The 23,139-nt window shown below is 69.9% G+C and carries 10 protein-coding genes and 1 pseudogene; 9 read left to right on the top strand and 2 right to left on the bottom strand.

From position 1 onward, the window contains the following. Window positions 1–780: 780 nt before the first annotated feature. A complete protein-coding gene (locus ACVTJA_RS47065) occupies window positions 781–1,395 on the bottom strand; it encodes a hypothetical protein (protein WP_465830746.1) in 615 nt (204 codons plus the stop codon). A 16-nt stretch (window positions 1,396–1,411) separates the two neighbouring features. Next, a pseudogene (locus ACVTJA_RS47060) lies at window positions 1,412–2,266 on the bottom strand (YVTN family beta-propeller repeat protein); the annotation flags it as partial. A 247-nt stretch (window positions 2,267–2,513) separates the two neighbouring features. On the opposite strand from ACVTJA_RS47060, the gene ACVTJA_RS47055 reads away from it, so the two are divergent. The 9 genes from ACVTJA_RS47055 (at window position 2,514) to ACVTJA_RS47015 (ending at window position 23,119) form a co-directional block, all read left to right on the top strand. Further along, complete coding sequence (locus tag ACVTJA_RS47055; protein WP_465830744.1) at window positions 2,514–3,152, top strand: hypothetical protein; 639 nt, start codon at window positions 2,514–2,516, stop codon at window positions 3,150–3,152. After that, complete coding sequence (locus tag ACVTJA_RS47050) at window positions 3,149–4,906, top strand: hypothetical protein (RefSeq protein ID WP_465830742.1); 1,758 nt, start codon at window positions 3,149–3,151, stop codon at window positions 4,904–4,906. The genes ACVTJA_RS47055 and ACVTJA_RS47050 overlap by 4 nt, the downstream gene beginning before the upstream one ends. A 92-nt stretch (window positions 4,907–4,998) precedes the next feature. Then, a complete protein-coding gene (locus ACVTJA_RS47045; RefSeq protein ID WP_465830741.1) occupies window positions 4,999–5,775 on the top strand; it encodes a hypothetical protein in 777 nt (258 codons plus the stop codon). A gap of 174 nt (window positions 5,776–5,949) precedes the next feature. Beyond that, a complete protein-coding gene (locus ACVTJA_RS47040; RefSeq protein ID WP_465830739.1) occupies window positions 5,950–11,076 on the top strand; it encodes a PA14 domain-containing protein in 5,127 nt (1,708 codons plus the stop codon). 153 nt (window positions 11,077–11,229) lie between these two features. Then, window positions 11,230–16,986, top strand: coding sequence for an RHS repeat-associated core domain-containing protein (locus ACVTJA_RS47035; protein ID WP_465830737.1), 5,757 nt, complete (start codon window positions 11,230–11,232; stop codon window positions 16,984–16,986). A 296-nt stretch (window positions 16,987–17,282) separates the two neighbouring features. Continuing rightward, window positions 17,283–17,411, top strand: a complete 129-nt coding sequence (locus ACVTJA_RS47030) for a hypothetical protein (protein WP_465830735.1) — start codon at window positions 17,283–17,285, stop codon at window positions 17,409–17,411. Next, window positions 17,392–18,051: a hypothetical protein gene (locus ACVTJA_RS47025; RefSeq protein ID WP_465830733.1), complete on the top strand. Its 660-nt coding sequence runs from the start codon at window positions 17,392–17,394 to the stop codon at window positions 18,049–18,051. The genes ACVTJA_RS47030 and ACVTJA_RS47025 overlap by 20 nt, the downstream gene beginning before the upstream one ends. 13 nt (window positions 18,052–18,064) lie before the next feature. Continuing rightward, a complete protein-coding gene (locus ACVTJA_RS47020; RefSeq protein ID WP_465830731.1) occupies window positions 18,065–19,828 on the top strand; it encodes a GMC oxidoreductase in 1,764 nt (587 codons plus the stop codon). A 138-nt stretch (window positions 19,829–19,966) separates the two neighbouring features. After that, on the top strand, window positions 19,967–23,119 hold the full coding sequence (locus tag ACVTJA_RS47015) for a TonB-dependent receptor domain-containing protein (RefSeq protein ID WP_465830730.1): 3,153 nt from the start codon (window positions 19,967–19,969) through the stop codon (window positions 23,117–23,119). Window positions 23,120–23,139 lie beyond the last annotated feature (20 nt).

Raw genomic sequence — 23,139 nt, 5'->3', positions numbered from 1 at the left:
CGCCCAGTGGATTGGGAGTGAGGCGCTTCCCGCAGCTCGGGGCATGGGAATGAACGCTCATTCCGCGGGGACTCCATCGGGCGGAGCAGGAGCGAGGTGCTTTCCGCCGACTGGGCGGAGCGGAATGAGCGCTCATTCCGCGGAGTCTCCTCCCAGCGCTTGGGGAATGAGGTGTCTCCCGGCGGCTCGGAGCATGGGAATGAATGCTCATTCCGCAGGGGCTTCGTCCGGCGGAGTAGCGACGGGAAACCTCCCGGTGACCAGGCGCACCGGAATGAACGCTCATTCCACGGTCCCTTCGCCCAGCGGAGTAGCAACGGTGGACCTCCCGGTGACCGGAAGCACCGGAATGAACGCTCATTCCATGGAGCACTCGGGCCACGGGGCGGGGCGGAGTCGCCGTCTGGGGTGCAGGAGCACCGGAATGAACGCTCATTCCATGGGGCACCCGGGCCACGGGGCGGGGCGGAGTCGTCGTCTGGGGTGCAGGAGCACCGGAATGAACGCTCATTCCACCGAGCATCCGCTCGATAGGGAGGGGATGTGTCGCCGTCCGAGTGCCGGGAGGAATGGAATGAGCCTTCATTCCATGAGGCCTCCTCCCCGCGGAGCGGGGCGGCCTGCTGGGGGCTGCCTCGCCCTGACCCAGACGTCCGTTGCCACGCGGGGGTTCGTCGAGCCGCACCGGTGCCGACTCGGGGAAACCCCGGGGAGCGCCGGGAGTGCTCTTCCCGCCCGACGGCTGAGGCCTCGATGCCGCCTTTCCTGATGGCGCGTCGCTCAGCCACAGGGCCTCAGCAGGAACGTGGGCATCGCGGTGTGGAGCAGCAGCAGGGCGAACAGCGCGCTCGTCCCCAATCCGAACAGGGCCATGAACCGAGCCCGCCCGGCGCCCGGGTCCTCCAGCGTGCCCGGCGTGCCGTGCAGCGCCTTCCACGAACGCCACGCGCACAGCGCGCCCACGCCGAGCAGCACCAGCGCACCCACCATCACCGCGTGTAACAGCGCGGGCCGCGCCTTCTGACAGTCCGTCGTCACCAGGCTGTAGCTCACCTGGAACGCGAGCAGCCACGCGAAGGGCGGCAGCAACACGCCTGTCCACAGTGCCGCATTCCGCCGCGTGCTCCCGCTGTCGTCCCTTGCCGCCTCCGACATGGCCACCCTCCTTCGGCTTCCGAGCACCGCGGGGGCCAGGATGAGGATGCAATAGGTGGGCACCCAGCTCGCGACGACGAAGTACCAGTACACGCCGTTCACCGTCACATCCACCTGGTGCTGCTCCTCCACCGGACCGATGAACAGCAGCGCCAGCAACACCAGGTTCTCCAGCGTCGAGGCGATGGTGTGCGTGGTGTGCGTTGGACGGGCCGTTCGCGGTGTAGAGCTTCCTGCCATCAGGCGAGACGCCCACGCCCCATGGCCGCTCGCCGACGCCCTCCACGGTGCGCGTCACCGCCGGCGTGGCCACGTCGATGACGGTGAGCGAGCCGCCACGCCCGTTGGTGACATACAGCGTGCGCCCGTCCGGCGAGACGGCGGCGCCCATGGGCTTCACGCGCTCGCTGGTAATTGGAATCGTGGCGAGCACCGCGTGCTTCTGTGCGTCCACCACGCTGACGGTGCGGCCCCACTCGGCGGTGACGAAGGCGTACCGGCCGTCCGGCGTGAAGGCGATGGAGCGCGGGCGCTGGCCCACGGGGATTCGCGCGGCCACGGTGTTCGTGGTCGTGTCGAGGACGAAGACCTGGTGGTGCTCCTCGCTGGTGACGTAGACGACGCGGCCGTCGGGGCGGGTGGTGACGCCCTCGGGCTCGCCGCCCACGGGTACGGTCTTCGTCACCTTGCGGGAGGCCACGTCCACGACGGAGGCGAGCGAGGCGTCCTCGTTGGACACGTAGAGGCGCTGGCCGTCGGGGGACAGGTCGAAGGACTCGGGGTCGTCTCCGCTCTCCAGCACGTCGACGAGCTGGAGCTTCACGGTGTCCACCCGGGGGATGCCGTCCGCGCTCCGGTCCGGCGGCGGCAGCTTGCTCTCGTCCACGCCGGGTCCTCCTCGCGCGGAGCCGCTCACCGCGACGTACAGCGTCCGTCCGTCCGCGCTCAGCCGCAGGCCCCGGGGTCGCTTGCCCACGGGGATGGTGGCGATGACGCGGTCGGTGGTTGCGTCGATGACGGAGATGTCATTGGACGCCTCGTTGCTCACGTAGACGCGCGGACCGGGAGTGGCGGCTTTCGGAGGGACGGCGGCCACGCACAGCAGCACCATCGCGAGGAGGAGCGCGGGACGGAAGGCGGGACGGGCACGGTGCATGGGATGGATGTTCCGGATGGCCGCCGCGCCCGGGCCCGTGCGTGGCGGCAAGTGTTCACCCCGGGGCGCTCGGCGTCGTGTGTTCGCGGCACCTGCGCGTCACGCGACGGAGAGCCCATCCCTCGGGAGGTTTGAAGTCACGAGGAAATGGCGCTAGAGCTGCGAGGCAGCGACCGGGGGACGCATGCGCGCACGGGTGGACATGGCTGGGGTGGGGGGCGCGGTGCTCGGAATCCTGCTGCTCGCGGCGGGAGTCCCGCTCCTCGTACCCCACTGGGTGATGGAGGACGCACCGGAGCGCCCGAGCCCTCGGGCCGCGCCTCCACCCACCGCACCCACGGTGGCCCGCGAGGGCTCGACGCCCGCTTCCGCCGGTGCGAAGGACGCGCCCGGTCCCCGCGTCCAGGTGGAGCTCGCCACGACCCGCCACGGCGCGACGGTGGAGGTCGCGAGCACGCCCGCCGAGCCGTCCGCGCTGGCCCGCTTCGCCTCGCGCGCGCTGGTACCGCTGACGCCCGACGAGGAGGCGCTGCTGCGCGAGGAGCCGGTGGACGACGTGGCCTCGCTCGTGACGCGCACGGAGCGCGCCTTCCTGGACGCGACTCCCGAGACGCGCGCGGAGAAGGAGCGGCGCTACCTGGCCGCGCTCAACCTCGCCGCGAAGCTGGCCGCGCCTCCCGAGCCTTCCACTGCTGATGCCCGCGCGCGAGAGGTGGACGCGCGCTACCAGCAGGCGCTCGCGGAGGAGCGGGTGAAGTGGCAGGGCCTGTCCCTCGAGGAGCAGGCCCGCAGGCAGGACGCATTCAAGGAGTGGTTCTTCGGCCGGGAGGAGACGCGATGAAGGCTTGCATCCGAGTGCTGCACGCGCTGGTGCTGCTGGCGCCCATGGTAGCGATGGCGGGGCCGCACTACGTGGCATCGCGCGACTGGGGCAGCTTCATCTGGCTGAGCACGTACCTGGACGCCGGGCAGACCTACACCTTCGAGACGCGAGACCTCACCGGCACGGCCCCGGACACGGTGCTGCACGTGTTGCGAGACAGGAGCGGCTGGAGTCAGGTGGTGGTGGGGGACGACTGTTCCGGCTCGACGCGCTCGTGTGTGACCTTCACGGCGCCGGACTCGGGCTACTACCGCGTCTGGGTGCGCGCCTACGCGGACGGGCGCGGCGGCACGGCGAGCCTGTACCGCAACGGCACGCTGCTGCTGGCCAACCAGCCCTTTGGCGGCGTGCCCGTGGCCTTCTCCTGGAAGGCGAAGGAGACCTTCCGCGTCTCGTCCACGACGCCGGGCGCGGGAGACCACCTCATCTTCCTGCTGCGCTCCAACACGGAGTTCCTCCAGCTCGACGACGACAGCGGGCCGAAGACGTACCCGTACCTCGTCGCGGCGAGCACGCAGAACGCCGGCGCCCAGCGCGCGGTGGTGGGCCGCTACCCGGGCAGCACGGGCACGGCGAGCTTCATCCACGACGAGGAGTTGTGGTCCACGATTTTCGACGACAACGATGGGGACGAGGACGGCCTGTCGGACGCGCTGGAGCCGGTGGTGGGGACGAACCCGGAGGAGTCGGACTCGGACGGGGACATGGTGCCGGACCCGCTGGAGCTGTTCGGTAACGACGGCTTCTCCTTCTCCGAGTGGGGCAGCCCCTCCGCGCGGGATGTCTATGTCGAGGTGGACTGGATGCAGCACCCGACGAACCCGTACCTCACGCGGCAGCCGTACGCGTCGCTGGTGGCGGACGCTTCGGCGGTGTTCGCCCAGGACTCCAACGTGCGGCTGCACGCGTTCATCGACGGGACGCTGCCCTGGTACGAGGTGGTCTGCTACGGCGCGTGCAGCGGCGGGGTGGACTTCTACTCGCTGAAGTCGAGCGCGTTCTCCACGGTGAACCCGGAGCGGCGGCCGTACTTCCACTACGTGGTGTGGGGGTACAAGCACAGCAGCAGCACGTCGTGCTCATCAGGCCGGGCGGAGATGCTGGGCAACGACGTCATCATCAGCATGGGCTGCTGGGCCAGCCCGAGCGCCGGAGAGCAGCGCGGCACCTTCATCCACGAGCTGGGACACAACCTGGCGCTGGACCACAACGGCAACGACGTGGCGGACCAGTACAGCGTCGTGCACAACAGCGTGATGAACTACCGCTACCAGCTCACGGGGGTGAGCAACTCGGGGTGGTCCTCGTATTCGTTCGGCGGGAATGGGTGCGCGGCGTGCAGCGCGTCTCCGAAGGCCGCGTGTGCGGCGTGCCGCGACGGCTTCCTCGGCTGCAGCTATCCCGGGTGCGGCTCATGTGATTGCGACGTGAATGAGTGGGGCACGCTGGAGGTGGACTTCTCGGATGACGGTGACGCGGACGACGGCTCGGGCCCGGTGAAGGCGCGCACGCTGCTGGCGAGGTACGCGCCGGACGACAAGGGCGGGCCGGCGCGAGCCCAGGCCTTCGTGCCCTACGTGGAGCGGTCGGCGGAGGCCCGTCGCGAGGCGGTGCGTCGCAAGCGGGAGCGGCTGCTCGCGCGAGGTCAGGTGGAGGGCCGGGACTTCCAGGTGTCGGCGGACGGCACGGTGCTGTACGCCGAGTGTCCGTGAGCGGGCGTACTGTCGCCGCGGTTCTCCTGGGCCTGTGTATCGCGGGCTGTCGCTCACGCTCCGAGGTCGCGGCCGTGGACGCGGGCCCTGCCGTGGCGTCCTCGCCCCCGGTCTCCACCCGCTCGGAGGCGGTCTCCTCATCGACGCCCGCGGTGGCAGCGTCCGCGCCCACGGAGGCCCATGTCGCGGGCCCGTGTGACGAGGTCTGGCGCGCCGCGCAGGTGGACGTGGCCTTCAAGGAGGAGCCGGAGGACGTGGCTCGCACGGGCCCACGGCTGGAGCGGCGCTTCACGGTGGCGCGGCAGCTCCAGGGCGCGTACCGCTACCAGGACCAGTGGGCCTCGGTGCTGGAGTACGAGACGGGCGCGGTGAAGGGTGGCGTGAGCTACAGCCTCACCGTGCCGGGCGTGCTCGCGGACCTGAAGGGGCGCAACGTGGCGTGGGTGAGCCACCGCGAGCCGGGGAGCTGTCTCTCCAGCGACGGCGAGGAGCCGGCGCTGCTCGCGGGCGACACGCTGCGGGACGAGCAGGGCCGGCTGCTGCTCCTCACGGTGCCGAGCGCGCCTACCACGCCGGAGGGCGAGGTGCTGCTGCCGCCGGGCCTCGTGCCGGAGCTGCGCGTCCGCTGGGAGGACGCGGGCTGCGAAGCAGTGGCGGGGACGCGAGGTGTGCGCCTGCGTTTCGAGAGCGCACGGGGCTCGCCCGTGCTCGCGAGCGTCGGCGAACCCGTGACACTGACAGTGAATGGCACGCGCTACGAGGTCCGCGTGGCGCGAGCGAGGGCGGACGTGTCGGGCCGCTGCGGGCAGGCCGTCTTCACCGTGTTCCGCGAGGGGCTGCGCCAGCAGCAGTCTCCGGGACCGCGCTGAAATCCCCGCCTCCGGCGCCATCCCCGCATGACCAGGAATTTCGGCCCCGCACGTATATGTGCGGGCGCCGGGACAGGGAACCGCTGCTCATTGGTAGTTCCAACAAGGCTGTAATCAAGGGTCGGAGTGCGTCGCCACGTGCCGGGGTGGTTGCGCGGGCCTCCAGGAGCAGACGTGCAAAGGGTTGGTTATCGATGTTTGGGATTGGCGCTGGTGCTCGCCGTCCTCGGAGCCTGCGGAGTTGAGGAAGGGCCCCCGGATTCGCTGGAGAGCCAGAAGGCGGAAGTGGACGGGGCGGCGTGCCGGCCGGAGCGCTTCTCCGAGCCGGTGGCGGACAAGATGAACCAGGTCTGCCGCGGGCCCTGGGTGTTCCGGAACAAGTGCCATGTCAGCGCGCCCGCCGAGGCGTGCGGCGTCAGCTACTACAATTCCTGCACCCGCTGGTACTGCCGGCGTCCGGCCTACGGCGTGGAGCAGTACTGGACCCCGGCCGAGAAGACGCAGTGGGTGGCGCTGTCCGGCGAAGTGGTGACGGAGCATTACTGCTCCGCCGAGATGAACTGCTCGACGAGCATCAACGTCTACTACAACCAGACGGCCGAGCAGATTGCACAGCAGCGGGTGACGGCGGAAATCGCCGCCAACTGGCAGTACGCGGCCACGCCCATCACCTCGTCCGTGTTCTACGGCGCCCGCAATTACGGCAACTCCAGCTCACAGTGCTACGAAGACGCGTACGGCAGCTTCACCTGCTACACGATTGAGCCCTTCACACAGGCTGCCTCCACCACGCTCACGAACGTCGTGAAGCGCTACAACGAGCGCGAGGGGACGAACGACACGACGTGCCGGGACCGCTCGGAGGTCTACTCCTGCAATCCCGTCTACAGGGCCTGCCGCGCCACGGTGAACGCGCTGGAGACGGACCCCGCCACCTGCGACGGCAACCTCAACCTCGACTACGTTGGAGACGACCTGCGGCTGTCGGAGCGCGGGCTCCAGTACTCCCAGCCGGGCCTGACGCCGAGCGGGCTCACCGCCGTGCACGCCAAGGCGGACACGCGCGCGTCCGCCGTCAGCGCGTTCGAGTGCACCACCGGCGATGACCTCCCCACCAGCCAGCCCCAGGCCCGCTTCGAGCGGGAGATGAAGTACCTCAAGCTGCTGGAGCAGGACGCCCTCCCGCTCAGCGTGGACCGCGTCGCGTTCTACAACCAGCTCGTCACGGACCTGAAGCTGCTGGCGGAGCGGTATGGCGACCAGCTCACCTCCGCCCAGCTCCAGGCCATCCTCCGGCTCTACCAGCCGCGCACCTCCAGCCAGCGCCTGTCGTCCAACCGCCTCGTGCGGCTGGATGCGGTGTCGGACTACGTCTGGGGCCAGGGCGGGCCGTCGCAGGGCATCGGCGTGAACAACTTCTCCATGCGCTGGACGGGCTTCGTCAAAATCCCCACCACGGGCGAGTGGTCCTTCGTCGTGAACTCGGATGACGGCGCCCGGCTGCAGGTGGCGCACCTGGGGGCGGACCGCTTCAGTACCCTCTCGGAAGGCATCATCGAGACGCCCACCGACTACTTCTTCACGGGGCAGTACCTGCCCGTCAGCGTCGAGTACATGGAGGACACGGGGAACGCGCTGGCCTCGTTCTTCATGTGGGACGCGACGAACCTGATGCAGCTCCTCCCCACGGACCTGTATCCGCCGAGGGAGGATGACCCGACCCAACCCGACCTGAGCCGGCGGGGCTTCAAGGGCGAGTACTTCTCCAACCCCTCCCTGAGCCTGTCTTTCGTCGACAACGCGCTGCTCGGCACGGATGCCTGCACGGGCAGCCAGACGCCCCCGGTGCCGTACGGCACCAGCCCGGCCACCGATGCGCTGAACAACACGCTGGCGCTGTGCCGCGTGCTGGCCCAGGGCAACCACGTGTCCAACGAGCGCGTGGCCGCGGCGCTGGACATGTGTGGCGCCCTCGCCGAGCAGGCGCGGCTCATTCCCCTGGCTGGCACCCTCTATGACGGCCCGGCGCGGGACATGCTCAAGCCGCTGCTGGAGAAGGCGTTCAAGGCGCCACTGCCCGGCGTGGGCAGCGCGGCGGACACCACCCTGCACGCCCGGCTGCGCGGGCTGCAGCGCTGGTACACCGCGGGGCGCGCGCTCGAGCCCGCCACGCTGCCTCCCAGCGAGGCGCTCTGGGGCGACACGCACCTGCTCGTCAAGGCGTTCTGGGAGGGCGTCTACTCCAACCGGCTGGTGCTCACCGGCGCCAACCAGGTGCCGCTGCCCTCCGACTTCGAGGAGCGGCTCACCCGCTCGCACCTGGAGGCGGACCAGGAGGTCCTCCTGGCGGCGCTCCCGGGGGACGGCTTCCCGCTGACCTCCGCGCCGCTTGCCCTCGTGGTCAGCGACGCGCTCCAGACGATGAGCCTGAAGCTGCGCTTCGCGGGCGCGGCGCACGACTTCGCCTGCCGCCTCAAGGACTGCACGGCGCCAGGCGTGAGCAGTGCCGTGGCCCAGTCTTGGGCGGTGCTGAGTGCGCTGCCGGACTCCGTGGCGCTCGGCACGGCGGTGGACGGTGCCACCCGGGTGGACACGGGCTGGCGCTCGGTGTTCAACCGGATGCGGCAGAGCTACCTGCCCCTGGCGCGCGCCGTGGCGGACGGCGCGGGCAGGCCCGAGCCCGTGGATGGCACCGCCGCCAAGGCGCTCCTGGAGGAGTTGCTCGTCACGGAGCGGGTGGACGCGCTCGCCCCCTCGCTGCGCAACCTGGCCTCCCTGGTGCGCATGTCCCGGGAGCGCACGCGCAACCACGCGGCCACGGGGCTCCTCGAGTCGCAGGACCGTCACGAGCTCCACCAGGGCATGCACCTGGCCTATCAGCAGACCGCCATCAGCACCCTGGCGGGAAAGACGGCCGCGCTCCAGGCCCAGGTGGACGGCTACGGCGCCCAGCGCACGCAGCTCGTCAGCGACCTGCTGGCCGAGGCGCAGAGCACGAGCATCATCGCGAGCCTCAATGACAAGCTCCGGGTCGAGGTGGCCCGCTTCTCCAAGGCCAGTGACGACCTGTCGGCACTGCGCTACCTGGTGGGCACGGCCGACGCCCGCTGGGCGCGCTTCATGGCGTCGTACACCGCGGCGACCTCCGCGGCGATGATGGACGGGCACCTGCTGCCGGTGTCGGGCGGGACGTCCTCGCTCAAAATCAGCGCCGCCAGCGCCCGCTTCACGCAGGGCGGGGCCCTGCCGGGCGACAACGTCTACGGCTTCGCGTCCCACTCGGTGCCCGACACGAATGTCTGGCGTGCGACGGCGCGGGCCAAGGACGTCATCACCCTCCAGGTGCCCGACGCCGACGTGTACTCGCCCACCTGCGCGCTGCGCTCGTACACGGGGCTGAAGCCCGTGGAGGGCATGGCGAATGGGAACATCTCCGTCGGCGACGCGCTGGTCGGTCCGGAAGGCTACGTGCTGCGCATCGAGTCCAACTCCTTCGTTGGCAGGCAGAACGCGTTCGTCGTGGACAGCGCGCAGTACACGTCGCACTCGGTCGCGAACACCACCTGCTACGGCTTCTCCGCGAACCTGTCCTTCGGAGGCACCATCCCCCAATCGCCGCTGGGCGGCTCCCTTGGCTACTCCGCCAGCACGCAGGAGTGCGAGAAGACGGAGAGCGGGACGAACTCGTCCTGGCGGCAGTCCACCACCAACACGCGGGGCACGGACGCGCGCATCTCCGCCAGCTTCGTGGGAGGCCTGCGCCTGCCCAACACGCCGTTCCCCGAGTTCCCCGTGGGCAGCCTGCTCCTCCTGGAGATGAAGAAGGACAGCACCCTGGACGGGATGGCCACGCGCGAGGACATCCTCGACGTGCACGTCGTGCGCAAGCCGAGCACCACGGTCATTCCCCAGACGGACGTGGACCTGCTCATGGTCCTCAACGACCGCGGCGACTGCATCCCGCCCACGGACTCGACACAGCAGGCGCAATACCAGAGCAGGCTCAACGTCACCGTGCGCCAGTTCGAGCCGGCGGGCGCCTTCATGCCCAAGCTGCTCACCGCCATCCAGGAGACGCGCGCGGAGCTGGCCGGCCAGTCCGCGCAGTTGCTGGAGAAGGGGCGGCTGACGGCGCAGGACCTGGCCACGCTGCGCTCTGAGGCCTACAGCCAGCTCCAGGACGCGTGCCAGTGCAGCGTGTCCACGTACCCGCCCACGGTGATGAGCGCCTTCAGCGCCTGGCTGGAGCACTTCCTCACCACGCTGGAGCGGCGGGCGGAAATCGACGCCCTCCGCCGGGAGCAGGGGCTGGCGCGCATGGAGCTGCAGGCCCTGGCGGACGAGGTGGGGCGCAACGAGGCCCAGTCCCACCTGCGCCAGTTGATGACGCGCTGGAGGCTGAGCAACGTGCAGGCCTACGCCCTGGAGTTCCCGCTCCAGAACCTGATGACGCTGCTCAACCAGGAGCTCCTCCCCATCGTCTCCCTGCGCTACCCGGAGGTGGCGAGCAACCTGCTGGGCATCTACTCCGCGGACGTGGACTCGCTGCTCAACACGAGCTGGACGGCGTCACCGCTGGAGCAGGCCCGCACGGTGCTGCGGGTGGCGAACGGGCTCTACCCGCTGCTGGATGATGCGTGGCGCCAGACCAACACCTCCACGGGGGCCTTCCCGGTGGCGGCTGTCTACTTCCCCCGGCCGGGGAAGGTGCAGCCCACGTACAGCGTCCCGGTGCCGGGTGTGGACCTGCCGGAGACGAGCGTGCGCGTGCTCTCCGCGTGGAAGCAGCTCGAGGACCCGACGAGCGGCCTGGTCCGCTTCACGGTGCTGCCCGAGGACCTGTACTCGAAGACGGGAGGCAGCGCGAAGCTGCTGTGCAACCGGAGCACGCCGGTCATCCGCTCCTTCAGCATGTACTTCGTCCACGAGGGCCTCCCGAACGAGACGACGTGGAACAACGGGGAAATCGTCCTCCCGGCGTGGGCGCAGAACCAGATGACCTTCCCGCTGCAGAAGGGGCCGGCCGTCTACGTGCACCAGAACCCGGCCTGGCTGGGCGACGGCGTGACGACGCTCTACGGCAAGCGGGAGAGTGCCATCGCCACCTTCCGCGGCTGGACGAACCTCCGGCTGGGCAACGGGCTGTCTCCCTTCACGTCCTTCGACGTGGATGCCTCGGTGCTGGCGCCGTACATGGCGGACCCGTTCTCCCTTGGGGACGTCGTCGGCGTGCTGCTCATGTTCGAGGTGGAGCCGAAGACGGTGGCCTCCAGCATGACGTGGATTGAGAGCTGCAAGTAGTCCGCGCCTCACGCCCGGGCCGGTGCCGTGCGGTCCTCCCGCACGGCGCTGGCCCGCGTGACGGTGCCAGTGTGTGTCAACGCGCGCGCCCTCCCGCGTAACCGGGCGCGGCGCGCGCGCTTCTTCTTCCCCTTCACAGGACGGACTTTCGAGATGAGACGACGGGACGCAGTGTCCTCGTGGTGGATGTTCCTCTGTCTTCTGGCCCTCGGGGCGCGGGCGCAGACGACGGCGCTGGACGCGCGTGTGCAGGCGCCGCAGCTCAAGACGCCCGAGCGCGGCTCGCTGGCGGGCCCGCTGGCGGGCACGGCCTTCGGGCCGGCGGACGTGAGCCGGGGCGGCTTCAGCCTGGCCTCCAGCTTCGCGCTGCCCGGAGAGCGCGGCTCGGCGCTGGTGCAGCCGTTCCCCTCCTACTCCCCGGACAAGGGGCTGTCCGAGTGGGGCATGGGCTGGGGCAACACGCTCTCCATCACCCGCTGGCGGGCGCTGGGCGCGATTGATTACGCCACCGACGAGCTGACGGGGCCCTGGGGCCGCATGGTGCGTGGCGCGGACCAGCGCTGGTACGCCGCCGGCTTCGAGTCGCAGGTCCGGGTGGAGGAGGTGGGTGACACGCTGGTGGCCACCCAGCCGGACGGCAGCCGCTGGACGTTCGGTGGCGCGGCGCGGACGGTGACGGCGAAGGGCACCTATGCCTGGTACCTCACGCGCGTGGAGACGCCGCTGGGCCGCCAGGTGGAGTTGGTCTACGAGGCCAACGCCTCCGGGCGCCAGTTCCTCAAGAGCCTCTCCTACGGGGGGCAGGGCACGAACTTCCAGAACCGGGTGGAGCTGGAGTACACGGCGCTCGCCCGGCCCTTCCGCGACGTGCGCTCCGGCAACGAGGTGCAGCTGGACAGGCGCGTCTCCACGGTCATCACCCGCGTGCGCAACGCACAGTCAGCACTGTGGGAGGAGCGCTGGCGCCACGTCCTCACCTACGAGGAGGAGGGACTGGGGCCCGCGTACTTCCTCACCCAGGTGACGCAGGGCTTCCCCTCCGGGCAGTCGCTGCCGCCGATGCGCTACACGTACCACCGCTCCGCGGACCACGTGTCGGCGGCGGTGCTCACCGAGGCGCCGTCGCTCGACGGCGTGCTGGCCACGGAGGGCACGCTGGCGACGCAGCCGGACCGGGCCACGTTGCTGGACATCGACGAGGACGGCCGGCTGGATTTGGAGAACCACGAGGACTACACGCTGTGGCGGCAGCAGGACGGGGCCTTCGTGGCGGAGCCCCCGCCGGCTCCAGCGCCGGGGGCGCCCGTGGACTGCTGGCGCGCCCCTTCTGCCTCCAACCCGCCCCGGCTGCTGACGCAGCTTCGCAACGGGGACGGCGCGTACCAGGTGCTGGGCATGCACACCCAGAACTCCAGCACGGAGACGCTGCTGACGGTGTGCACGCGCGCGGGGGAGACGCTGGACACGGAGGTGCTGCCCTGGGGTAACTGGATTCCCTCCGCCAACGTGAAGCTGGCGGACATCAACAAGGACTTGCAGCCGGACTTCGTCCGCGTGTCCGCGGGCGCGTACACGGTGCTGCCCAACACCAGCACGGGCGGGACGTTCAGCTTCGGCCCGCGCATCCAGGGCACCCTGCGGCCGTCCTTCACGCCCACGGCCTCGTGGGTGCATGACTTCAACGGAGACGGGCTGGCGGACCTCATCGCCCGGTATGCCACCGGTGTGGTGGTGTGGCTGGGGCGCGGAGACGGGACGTTCCTCGACGCGGGGCTCGCCTACAACGTGAAGTACGGCAACTCCAATGTCACCAACCTGGCCGACTACCACTTCACCTTCGTGGACGCGAACAAGGATGGCCTGGCGGACCTGCTGCTGACGAAGCTGACGGGCGGCGGCAGCTTCTTCTACGTCAACAATGGGAAGGACTTCGTCTACGTGAGAGTGGAGGGGCTCGTGAGTCTGTCGAGCAGCGCCTCCAAGCCGGTGGTGGGGGACTTCTCCGGCAGCGGCAACACGGAGGTGAGCTACGTCATCGGCGGTCGCGCCTGGGCCCTGTCGCTGGACACGCCCCAGACGGGACTGCTGGCGTCGGCGGAGGACGGGCGGGGCACGGCGCTGCGCTTCGAGTACGGCCGCGCCCCGGCGCGCCCGGGCATCCGCAGCCGGTCCGCCGTGCTGTCCGCGCTCGTCTCCGAGTCGAGCGGCGCGGGGCTCATCCGCCACACCTACCAGTACGACGCGCCCACGCTGCACAGCCAGGCGCGCTTCCTGGTGGGCTTCGGCAATGTCATCCACTCCGGCCCCGGGCTCGTCACGGAGGCCCACTTCCTGAACGCGGACGACTACGCGGGGCTGCTCGCCTCGGAGACGCGGCACGACGTCCAGGTGCCCGGCCTGCACACGTATTCGTATCGCCTCTACGAGGACGCGCTGTACCAGGGCATCGCCTGGAAGCGGCTCAAGGAGCAGGGCAGCGGGTGGGCGCAGGACGACGGCCAGACGCTCGGCGAGCGCACGGAGTACGTGGCGTACGCGGACGGGCGCTGCCCCACGCACGCCGTCCGGTACACGAGCAACGGCACGCTGACGACGGAGTCCTGGCTGGCCACGGTGCCCGCCCTGGCGGACGCGCTGCACTGCGTGACGGAGCGCACGCGGGTGACGGGCACGCATACGGACCCGTCGCTCGACTTCCAGAACGAGGTGCGCCTCACGCGTGACGCGAAGGGCCAGGTGGAGAAGGTGGAGAGCCTCACCCCGGACGAGACGCTGCTCGTGCAGCAGGTGGCGTACCGGCCGGACAGCCTCGTCCAGAGCGTGACGGTGCCGGGGCAGGGCACCACCACCTTCGAGTACGAGCCGGGCACGCTGCTGCTGCGGCGCGCGACGTCTCCGGACGGAGTGGTGCTGGAGGCCACGCAGCGAGACGCGCTCACGGACTCCATCCTCGCCCTGACGACGGTGCGCGGCGCGCACGGCTTCACGCAGTCCTTCCGCTATGACGGCCTGGAGCGGCTGGAGCGGCAGTGGGACTCGCTGGGCGGGGCCAGCGCCCTGAACCCCAACCTGCAGCTCACCTACCGGTACGCCACCGCCACGCAGCCGGGCAGCATCCTCACCCGGACGCTGGTGGACGCCGCCTCGGGCGTGGCCAGCACGCAGGTGGAGTGGCAGACGGCCGGTGGAGAGGCCGTGGCCCGCGCGGTGGGCATCCCCGAGGGCTGGGCCGTGCAGGACGTGACGATGAAGGACCGCGCCCTGATGGAGTCGCGGACGTATGCGCGCGCGCCCCTGGACGCGACGGTGGACCTGACGGCGGTGGACTACGGCACCCTGCTGGCGGGCGCGGACGTGCTGGGCGTGCTGCGCAGCTCCGGGCTGGGGCACGAGGCCGAGGCGTTGTCGCACCTGCAGGTGGGCGTGACGCGCAACGTGCTCTCCGGCCTGACGCTGGAGGGTGGGCTGCTGAAGCAGGAGTCCGTGGAGAACAGCACGCACCACACGCGCCGCTTCATGGACACGGGCCGGCAGGTGGTGGCCGTGGAGAACGAGTCCAACGTCCGCACGTCCTTCGAGTACGACGCGCTGGGGCGGCTGCGCCGCGTGTGGCTGCCGGACGGCACCACCCACTTCGTCTCCTTCGATGGGCACGGGCGCGTGTCGCGGGTGGAGCGCGAGGGCGTGGCCTCCGTTGGCTTCACCTACGAGCCGGTGACGGGGCTGCTCGCGAAGAAGAGCTTCCTGTCGCCCACCGGAGCGCCGGTGCGCGAGGAGGCCTACACCCACGACATCCTCGGCCGGACGGTGCGGGTGCGGCACACGGACCTCGCCGCGGGCGGCTCGCAGGACTACGTCTTCTACTTCGACGGAGCCACGCCGGAGGAGCCGTCGCGGACGGACTGGCCGGGCCTGCTGACGGCCGTGGCCGGTGACGGCTACACGCGGAAGACGGAGTACCGGGTGGACGGCACGCCGCTGAAGCGCACCCTGTCCTTCACCGGCTGGCGGACGGTGGAGACGCAGGTCGGCCTGCGCGACGACGGCAGCACGCGCGAGGAGCAGACGTGCGTGCGCGAGCAGGACGGTACGCTCGTCACCTGCGTCGACATGACCTACGACACGGACGCGTACGGGCGGACGCGGGGCGTGTCCGTCAACGGCGTGCCGCTCGTCATCATCGACCACGACACGCAGGGGCGCGTGGCGGCGGCCACCATCAACGGCGACACCCAGGCCACCTTCAGCTACGACGCGCTCACCCGCGTCAGCAACGGCTTCAGCCAGAGCCGGGCGGCCACCGGGTTTGTCGCGTCCACCTCGTGGAGCCACAACGCGCGCGGGCTCATCGACACGGAGAACCTGTCCGTCGCGGGCCTGTCCCTGGTGCGCAGCCACGCGTACTCGCCCGAGGGCTACCTCCTCGGCACCTCGGACGCGCGGGACACGTATGGCTATACCTACGGAGACACGGGCCTGCCCGAGTCCGTGGCGCAGGCAGGGCAGGTGCGCTCGCTGGTCATGCGGGGCAGCACCCTGCGGGCGGGTGGCGCCACCTACCGCTTCGACGGAGTGGGGCGCACCGTCGCCCGCGATGGCCTGACGCTCATCTACGGTCCCAACGGGCAGCTCGCCCGGGCGGAGCGGGGCACGGACACGTGGACCTTCGTCCATGACGAGACGGGCCACCGGCTCGCGAAGCTGTCCGGGGGCGCGCACCTGGCGGCATATCTGGACGGCGGCGGCTATCTGGACGCCACCGGGTTGACGCAGCCCTTGCGCGTGGGCGGGCGGCTGCTCGGGGTGCTCGTCAACGGCGCGTGGCGGCCGCTCGCCACGGACATGCGCGGCACGGTGGTGTCCGACGACAGCGGCGCGCCGCTGCCCGCGTCTCCGTACGGAGACCGCGCGAGCCGCCCGCAGACGGCCGCGTACGACTTCGTCGAGCGGGCCTACGACGCGGACCTCGGCCTGGTGCGCCTGGGCGTGCGCGACTACGACCCGGCCATCAGCCGCTTCCTCACGCCGGACCCGCTCTTCCTGGAGGAGCCGCAGCGCTGCCTCTCCAGCACGGTGAGCTGCAACCTCTACTCCTACGCGGCCAACAACCCCGTCTCCTTCACGGACCGGGAGGGCCAGTTCGAGGAGCTGGTGCACGGCGCGCTGACGTACCGGCTGGCGCAGCTCGCGGGCTTCACGGACCGGGACGCGGCCATCATCGCCTCCTACACCGCGGGCGTGGACCACTTCATGGACACCAAGCCCGTGGACGCCATGAACATCCTCTGGGGCGACACGACCTTCCACCACTTCAACTCGGACATGGACGAGTGGCTCACGGCCTACGCGGACATGCCTGGAGGGCGCCTCAGCGACTTCGGCACGCTGCTGCATGGTGTGCAGGACGTCGGCTATGGACCCATCTACGTGTACGACGTGGAGTACAACTACGCGTACTCGTACGGCATCAGCGGCCCGCACTCGCGCGGGTGGCCGCTGTACATCCCCACGCTGGCTGGCATGTTCACCCGCGTGGGCCACGGCATGGGCATCACCGAAAGCGGCGACGGGAGCATCTTCTTCAACCACAACGCCGACCAGGCCTGGCGCAACCCGGAGGCGAACCGCGTGTTGTTGATGACGACGTTCCGGGACATGCAGCGCTTCGCCGCCTCCTATTACGGCACGGGCGTGTCCACCACGGGGTCCCAGGAGGCCGCCCTGCAGGAAATCAACGCGGTGCTCGGCATCAAAACCGACGCGCAGGCGCAGAAGTACGCGTGGGACGTGGGCTACATGGACGTCATCGGCAACATCCAGAGCTCGCGGAAGATGCCGGATGGCGCCAGTCTGGACGAGCTGGCGGGACGCCACTACGACTGGGTCTTCGACAGCAGCCTGGACCCGTGAGCACGTAGGGAAGCTTCATCGGAGTCGCATGGCGCGTCTTCCTCCAGCCATTGGGAGACGCGCCATGCACCCTGCGCGCTGAACGGGCCGGAGGGCAAGCAGGCACGGCCCGGTCGTCCGTCACCGCGTCACTGCATCACATCCGCGCGGCCTCCGCTCTCACGGGATGGGGGGCCGCTCGATGTCCGTCGAACCCGCCAGCTCGCCGCACCACGCAGAGGCCGTCCCCTGCTTCATGGGTGACGGACGCGAGCTCGTCCTCGTCCTCAGGGGACGAGGAGGCAACCAGAGGACCCGTGGTCCCCTCCGCCGCCTCGCTCATCGACATGGGCTCCCCGGAGGCCTGGCGCTACCTCGCGGTGGCCAGCGACCGGGGCCTCTTCCTTCACTCCGGAGATGAAACAGATGACCCAATCCGCCCCTGACCTGACCTTCCGCGAAACCATGTCCGGGCCCCTGGCCCTCGGCGTCACCGACCCGGTGGCCGGCGCTCACCAGGGCCGGGACACGCCCTTCACCATGCACTGCACCATCACCGTGGATGACATGGACGCCTTCGTGCAAGACACCCAGCACGCCGCCCGCCTCGTGGCCCGCGTCGACTACCCGCCCTTCGGCGAGGACCTGCCCGTACGCGTGGGCACCTTCAACCTCTTCCGCAATACCGATGACCCGAACACGCGGCTGATGACGTACGGCCTGCGCATCGAGGTCAACGGGAAGGAGTACTTCCTGGAGGGCACGAAGACCATCCACGACGACCGCGGGCCTGACTTGTGGAAGGACACCACGCGCCTGTACTCGCAGCTCCACGAGGGCCCGGACGCGCGCGGCCCGGTGGTGGGGGCGGGCGTGCTGACGCTCGGCGTGGGAGACCTCCTCAAGCTCGTCGCCAGCATGCGCTCGGCGCGCGAGGGCATGGAGGGCGCCGAGGCGGTGGGCCGCTTCGGCAAGTTCTTCCTCGGCACCCTCTGGGACATCTACGTGCCGCACGCAAAGGCGGCGTCCCAGCAGCGCGAGCCCGAGAGCACGACGGGCGAGGAATCGACGACGGCGGGTGTGTGAGGAGGGGGACGTCATGGACACGGCAAACACCCATTTCGACGCCATCATCGTCGGCTCCGGCTTCGGCGGCTCGGTGATGGCCTACCGGCTGGCGGAGGCGGGCCTGCGGGTCTGCGTGCTGGAGCGCGGCAAGGCGTACCCGCCGGGCTCCTTCCCTCGCAGCCCTCATGCGATGCGCCACAACTTCTGGGACCCCAGCGAGGGCATGCACGGCATGTTCAACCTCTGGTCCTTCAAGGGCCTGGGGGGCGTGGTGTCCTCCGGCCTGGGCGGCGGCTCGCTCATCTACGCCAACGTGCTCCTGCGCAAGGACGAGAAGACCTTCATCCACGAGGACCTGCACAAAGGCGGCTACGAGTCCTGGCCCGTCACCCGGAAGGACTTGGACCCGCACTACGACGTCGTGGAGCGGATGATGAACGCCCAGCGCTACCCGCTGGAGCACGAGCCCTACGCGTCCACCGCCAAGACGCAGGCCATGAAGCTCGCCGCCGAGCGGCTGGGCCGGCGCGACGACTGGCAGCTGCCTCCGCTGGCCGTCACCTTCAGCAACCCCGACGAGACACCCGTGCCGGGCGAGCCCATCCGCGAGCCCTACCCCAACCTCTACGGCCGCACGCGCACCACGTGCCGGCTGTGCGGCGAGTGCGACATCGGCTGCAACTACGGCAGCAAGAACACGCTCGACCATACGTACCTCTCCGCGGCGAAGCGCCACGGCGCCGACCTGCGCACCCGCGCCGAGGTGAAGGCCTTCTGGCCCAGGGACGGCGGCGGCTACGTCGTGCAGTACGTGGACTACTCGGACGCGCGCGAGGGCGAGCCGATGGAGGTGTCCTCGGAGCTGCTGCCTCGCGTGACGCTCACCGCGGACCGGCTGGTGCTGGCCGCGGGCACCTTCGGCACCACGTACCTGCTGCTGAAGAACAAGCGGTACTTCCCGGCGCTCAGCGCGCGGCTCGGCACGCGCTTCTGCGGCAACGGAGATTTGCTCGGCTTCATGCTCCGCTGCACGGACAGCAGCTCCGGCACGCGGCTGCCGCGCGTGCTGGACGGAGGACACGGGCCCGTCATCACCAGCGCGCTCCACTTCCGGGGCAAGGAGGAGGGGGGCACCGGGCGCGGCTACTACGTGGAGGACGCCGGCTACCCGGAGTTCTTCAACTGGCTCTACGAAGGCGCCAACCAGTTGGCGCTGCTCAAGCGCGGCACGCGCCTGGCGGCCCGCCTCGCGAAGGGCTGGCTGGGGCTCACCCGCGACTCGGACGTCAGCGAGGAGATTGCGCAGGTGCTGGGCGACTGCATCGGCTCGGCCACGTCCCTGCCGCTGCTCGCCATGGGGCGGGACATCCCCAACGGGAACATGGGCCTCACGGATGACGGGATGCTGGAGGTCGACTGGAGCGAGAAGCGCTCGCGCGAGTACTTCGAGCGCGTGCGCCAGTCCATGGCGGACATCGCCAAGGCGCTGGAGGGGAAGATGGTGCACAACCCTCTCAGCTACCTGAGCCGCGTCATCACCGTGCACCCGCTCGGCGGCTGTCCCCTGGGCCGCACGCCCGATGAGGGCGTCGTGGACGTGGATGGAGAAGCCTTCGGGCATCCCGGCCTCTACATCGCGGACGGCTCGGCGATGCCGGGACCCGTCGGTCCCAATCCCAGCCTCACCATCGCCGCGTTCGCGGACCGCTTCGCCGACCACCTCCTCGCCGGCCGCACACCCCGCTACGTGCCCACGCAGCCCCGCGTGCGTCCGGGCGTACAGGCTCCCGCTTGAAGTCATGCTGCCAGTGAAGGCTGTTATTTTCAGTATTGTTGCTTTCTCGTGACTTGAGACAGAGTGCCGCCCCTACTTCAGGGAGGGGCGGCCGCTTTGTCCACACGCGCAGGTCTTGCTCGCGGGTTGTGTCTCGCGATGTTGCTTTGGGGTGCGGGGGCGTTGGCCCAGGGCACCTCGGTCATCACCGGTACCATCTCCAACGCGGCGGACCAGAAGCCGCTCGTGGACGCGGTGGTGACGGCCACGTCCCCGCGGCTGCAGGGCGAGCGGACCGTCGTCACGGACGCGAGCGGCCTGTACCGGATTCCGCAGCTCCCGCCGGGCACGTACACGCTGCGCGTGGAGCGCGACGGCTACGAGCCCTTCGTGCGCGCCGACGTCGTCCTGCGGTTGGACCGCACGGTGCGCGTCAACATCCAACTGCTGCCCTCGTCGCTGGGCGAGGAGATTTCCATCAACGCCACGCCGCCCACGATTGACGTGGGCAGCAGCACCGCGGGCCTGAGCGTGGACGCGGAGTTCATCAAGAACATCGCCGTCATCCGTCCGGGCACCAAGGGCTCCGCGTCGCGCTCCTTCGAGTCGCTGGCCGAGCTGGCCCCGGGGGCGACGGAGGACCGCTACGGTGTGAGTGTCAGCGGCAGCTCGTCGCCGGAGAGCCAGTTCGTGGTGGACGGCCTGTCGGTGAACGACCCGGGCGTGGGCACGCTGGGCACGCCGCTGTCGGTGGAGTTCATCCAGGAGGTCAACGTCATCACCGGCGGCTACATGCCCGAGTACGGCCGCTCCACCGGCGGCGTCCTCAACGTCGTCACCAAGTCCGGCTCCAACGAGTTCCACGGCTCCGTGTTCGCCAACATGGCGCCGGGGGCCCTGCAGCGCTCGGGCACGGAAATCCGCCAGGAGGGCAGCGTCGTCTCCGCCACGGGCACTCCGTGGAACCAGGGGGATTTGGGCTTCGAGCTGGGCGGCCCCATCCTCAAGGACAAGCTCTGGTTCTACGTGGGCGTGGCGCCGTCCTTCAACCGCATCCGCGTGGACCGCCAGTTCAGCAAGCTCGAATACTGCGACGTGGAGGACCCGGCGAACGGCTGCGCGGCCGTGGGCGCGCGCCGCAAGGACCCGGCCACCGGCTTCGGGCTGGTGACGCCGATTGAAGGCTCTCAGACGCGCCGCTTCGCGGACGAGCGCAGCGTGCAGTACATCGGCAAGCTGACGTACCTCTTCAACGCCGACCACAACCTGTCGGTGTCCGTCTTCGGCACGCCTCGCTCCTCCGGCGGCGACGGCAAGTACTCCTTCAGCCGCGACGGAGACCCGGAGGTGTGCGTGGGCCTGTCCTGCACCGCCTTCGTCCAGGGCACCTACGAGTCCATCGCCACGCAGCGCTCCAACAGCGTCATGGACATCGTCGCGAAGCAGTCCTCGTCGTTCTTCGACAAGACGCTCCTCGTGGACGCCACGCTGGGCTGGCACCACCAGGCCGACTCCACCCTGCCGTCGGACGGCTCGGCGCTGGGCTCCAGCGAGGGCCTGGCCGGGCAGTCCAACCTCGCCTGGCGCCGCACGCGCACGCCGCACGCCATCACCGAGTTCGAGACGCTGCCGGACCCGGACGTCTGCGGCACCACGCCCGCCGAGCGCTCTCTCAACTGCCCCGTCACCTCCTATTCCACCGGCGGCCCCAACACCATCAGCGAGGCGGAGCTGGACCGCGTGCAGGGCAAGGTGATGGGCACGTACCTGGTGCAGGCGCTTGGCCACCACATCTTCAAGGCCGGCTTCGACGCGGAGCGCACGAGCTTCTCCCTCAACCGCGCGCGCACGGGCCGCACGCCCTGGCAGGAGTGCACGAGCGGGAACTGCTGGTTCAGCCTCAACGAGTACGGCTACCTGTCCGCGCCGGACACCCCGGTGTTCCTCGCCAGCAAGCAGGGCACGTCCACGTCGCTGACGGTGGGCGGCTTCGTGCAGGACAGTTGGAACGTGCTGGACAAGGTGACGGTCAACGTGGGCCTGCGCTACGACGTGCAGACCATCTGGGGCCTGGATGACAAGGTGGGCCTGTACCTGCCCAACCAGTGGTCGCCGCGCATCGGCGCCATCTACGACTTCACGCAACTGGGCCGCTCCAAGCTGTTCGTCAACTACGCGCGCTTCTACGAGAACGTCCCACTGGACATGGCGGACCTGTCCTTCCCGCAGCAGCAGCTCCTGTCCGCGACCTACACCGCGCCGGCATGCAACCCGAGCGACCGCGAATCCCTGCTGACGGGCTGCACCGCCGCCAACCGCCAGCGCCTGGGCAACGCCAACGAGGGCCCCAACCAGACCTGGGATGCCCAGGGTGGAGACCGCGTGCCGGTGGACCCGAACATCCGCGCGCAGTCCTCGGACGAATTCATGGCGGGCGCGGAGTACGAGCTGGCGCTGGGCCGCTTCGGCGTCGCGTACACCCGGCGCGTCCTCAACGACGTCATCGAGGACATGAGCCGGGATGACGGCAACACGTTCTTCCTGGGCAACCCGGGCAAGGGCTACTCGACCGACTTCCCGGAGGCCCGCCGCCACTACGACGCGGTGAACCTGTACTACCAGAAGACCTTCGCCGACGGCTGGCTCGCCCAGGCCAGCTACACGTGGTCCAAGCTGCGCGGCAACTACTCCGGTCTGTTCCGCGCGGACACCGGGCAGCTGTCTCCCAACCTGACGCGCGACTTCGACCTGGTGTCGCTCACCACCAACCGCGACGGCCCGCTGCCTGGCGACCGCACGCATTCGTTCAAGGCCTTCGGCGCGCGCGAGTTCGTGCTGACCCGCGCCACCAGCTTCGTCGTGGGTGGCGGCTACCGGGCCCGCTCGGGCACACCGCTCAACTACCTGGGCCTGCACCCGCGCCGCAGCGGCTCGGAGACGTTCATCCTCCCGCGTGGCAGCGCCGGCCGCCTGCCCTGGGTGCACAACTTCGACACGCACGTGGGCATCAACCAGAGGCTGTCGAAGGGCTACACGCTGAGCGTGTCCATGGACGTGTTCAACCTCTTCAACTTCCAGCAGTACACGAACGTGGACCAGACCTTCACCAACACGCGCGTGTTCGCCATCGAGCAGGGTGGAACGCCGGCGGACCTGGAGCCCTGCAACCGGAAGGACAGCACGGGGTGCGGGGTCATCTCCACGACCACCAACCGGCCCATCAACGAGGCGGACATCAATCCCAACTTCAAGCGCCCGACGGCGTACCAGGCGCCGCGGTCCATCCGCTTCGGCGCGAAGCTGAGCTTCTAGCCCGCTCCCGAGAGGACACC

The organism is Pyxidicoccus sp. M6, assembly GCF_055568925.1.
This window is presented reverse-complemented; position numbering and strand designations above follow the sequence as displayed.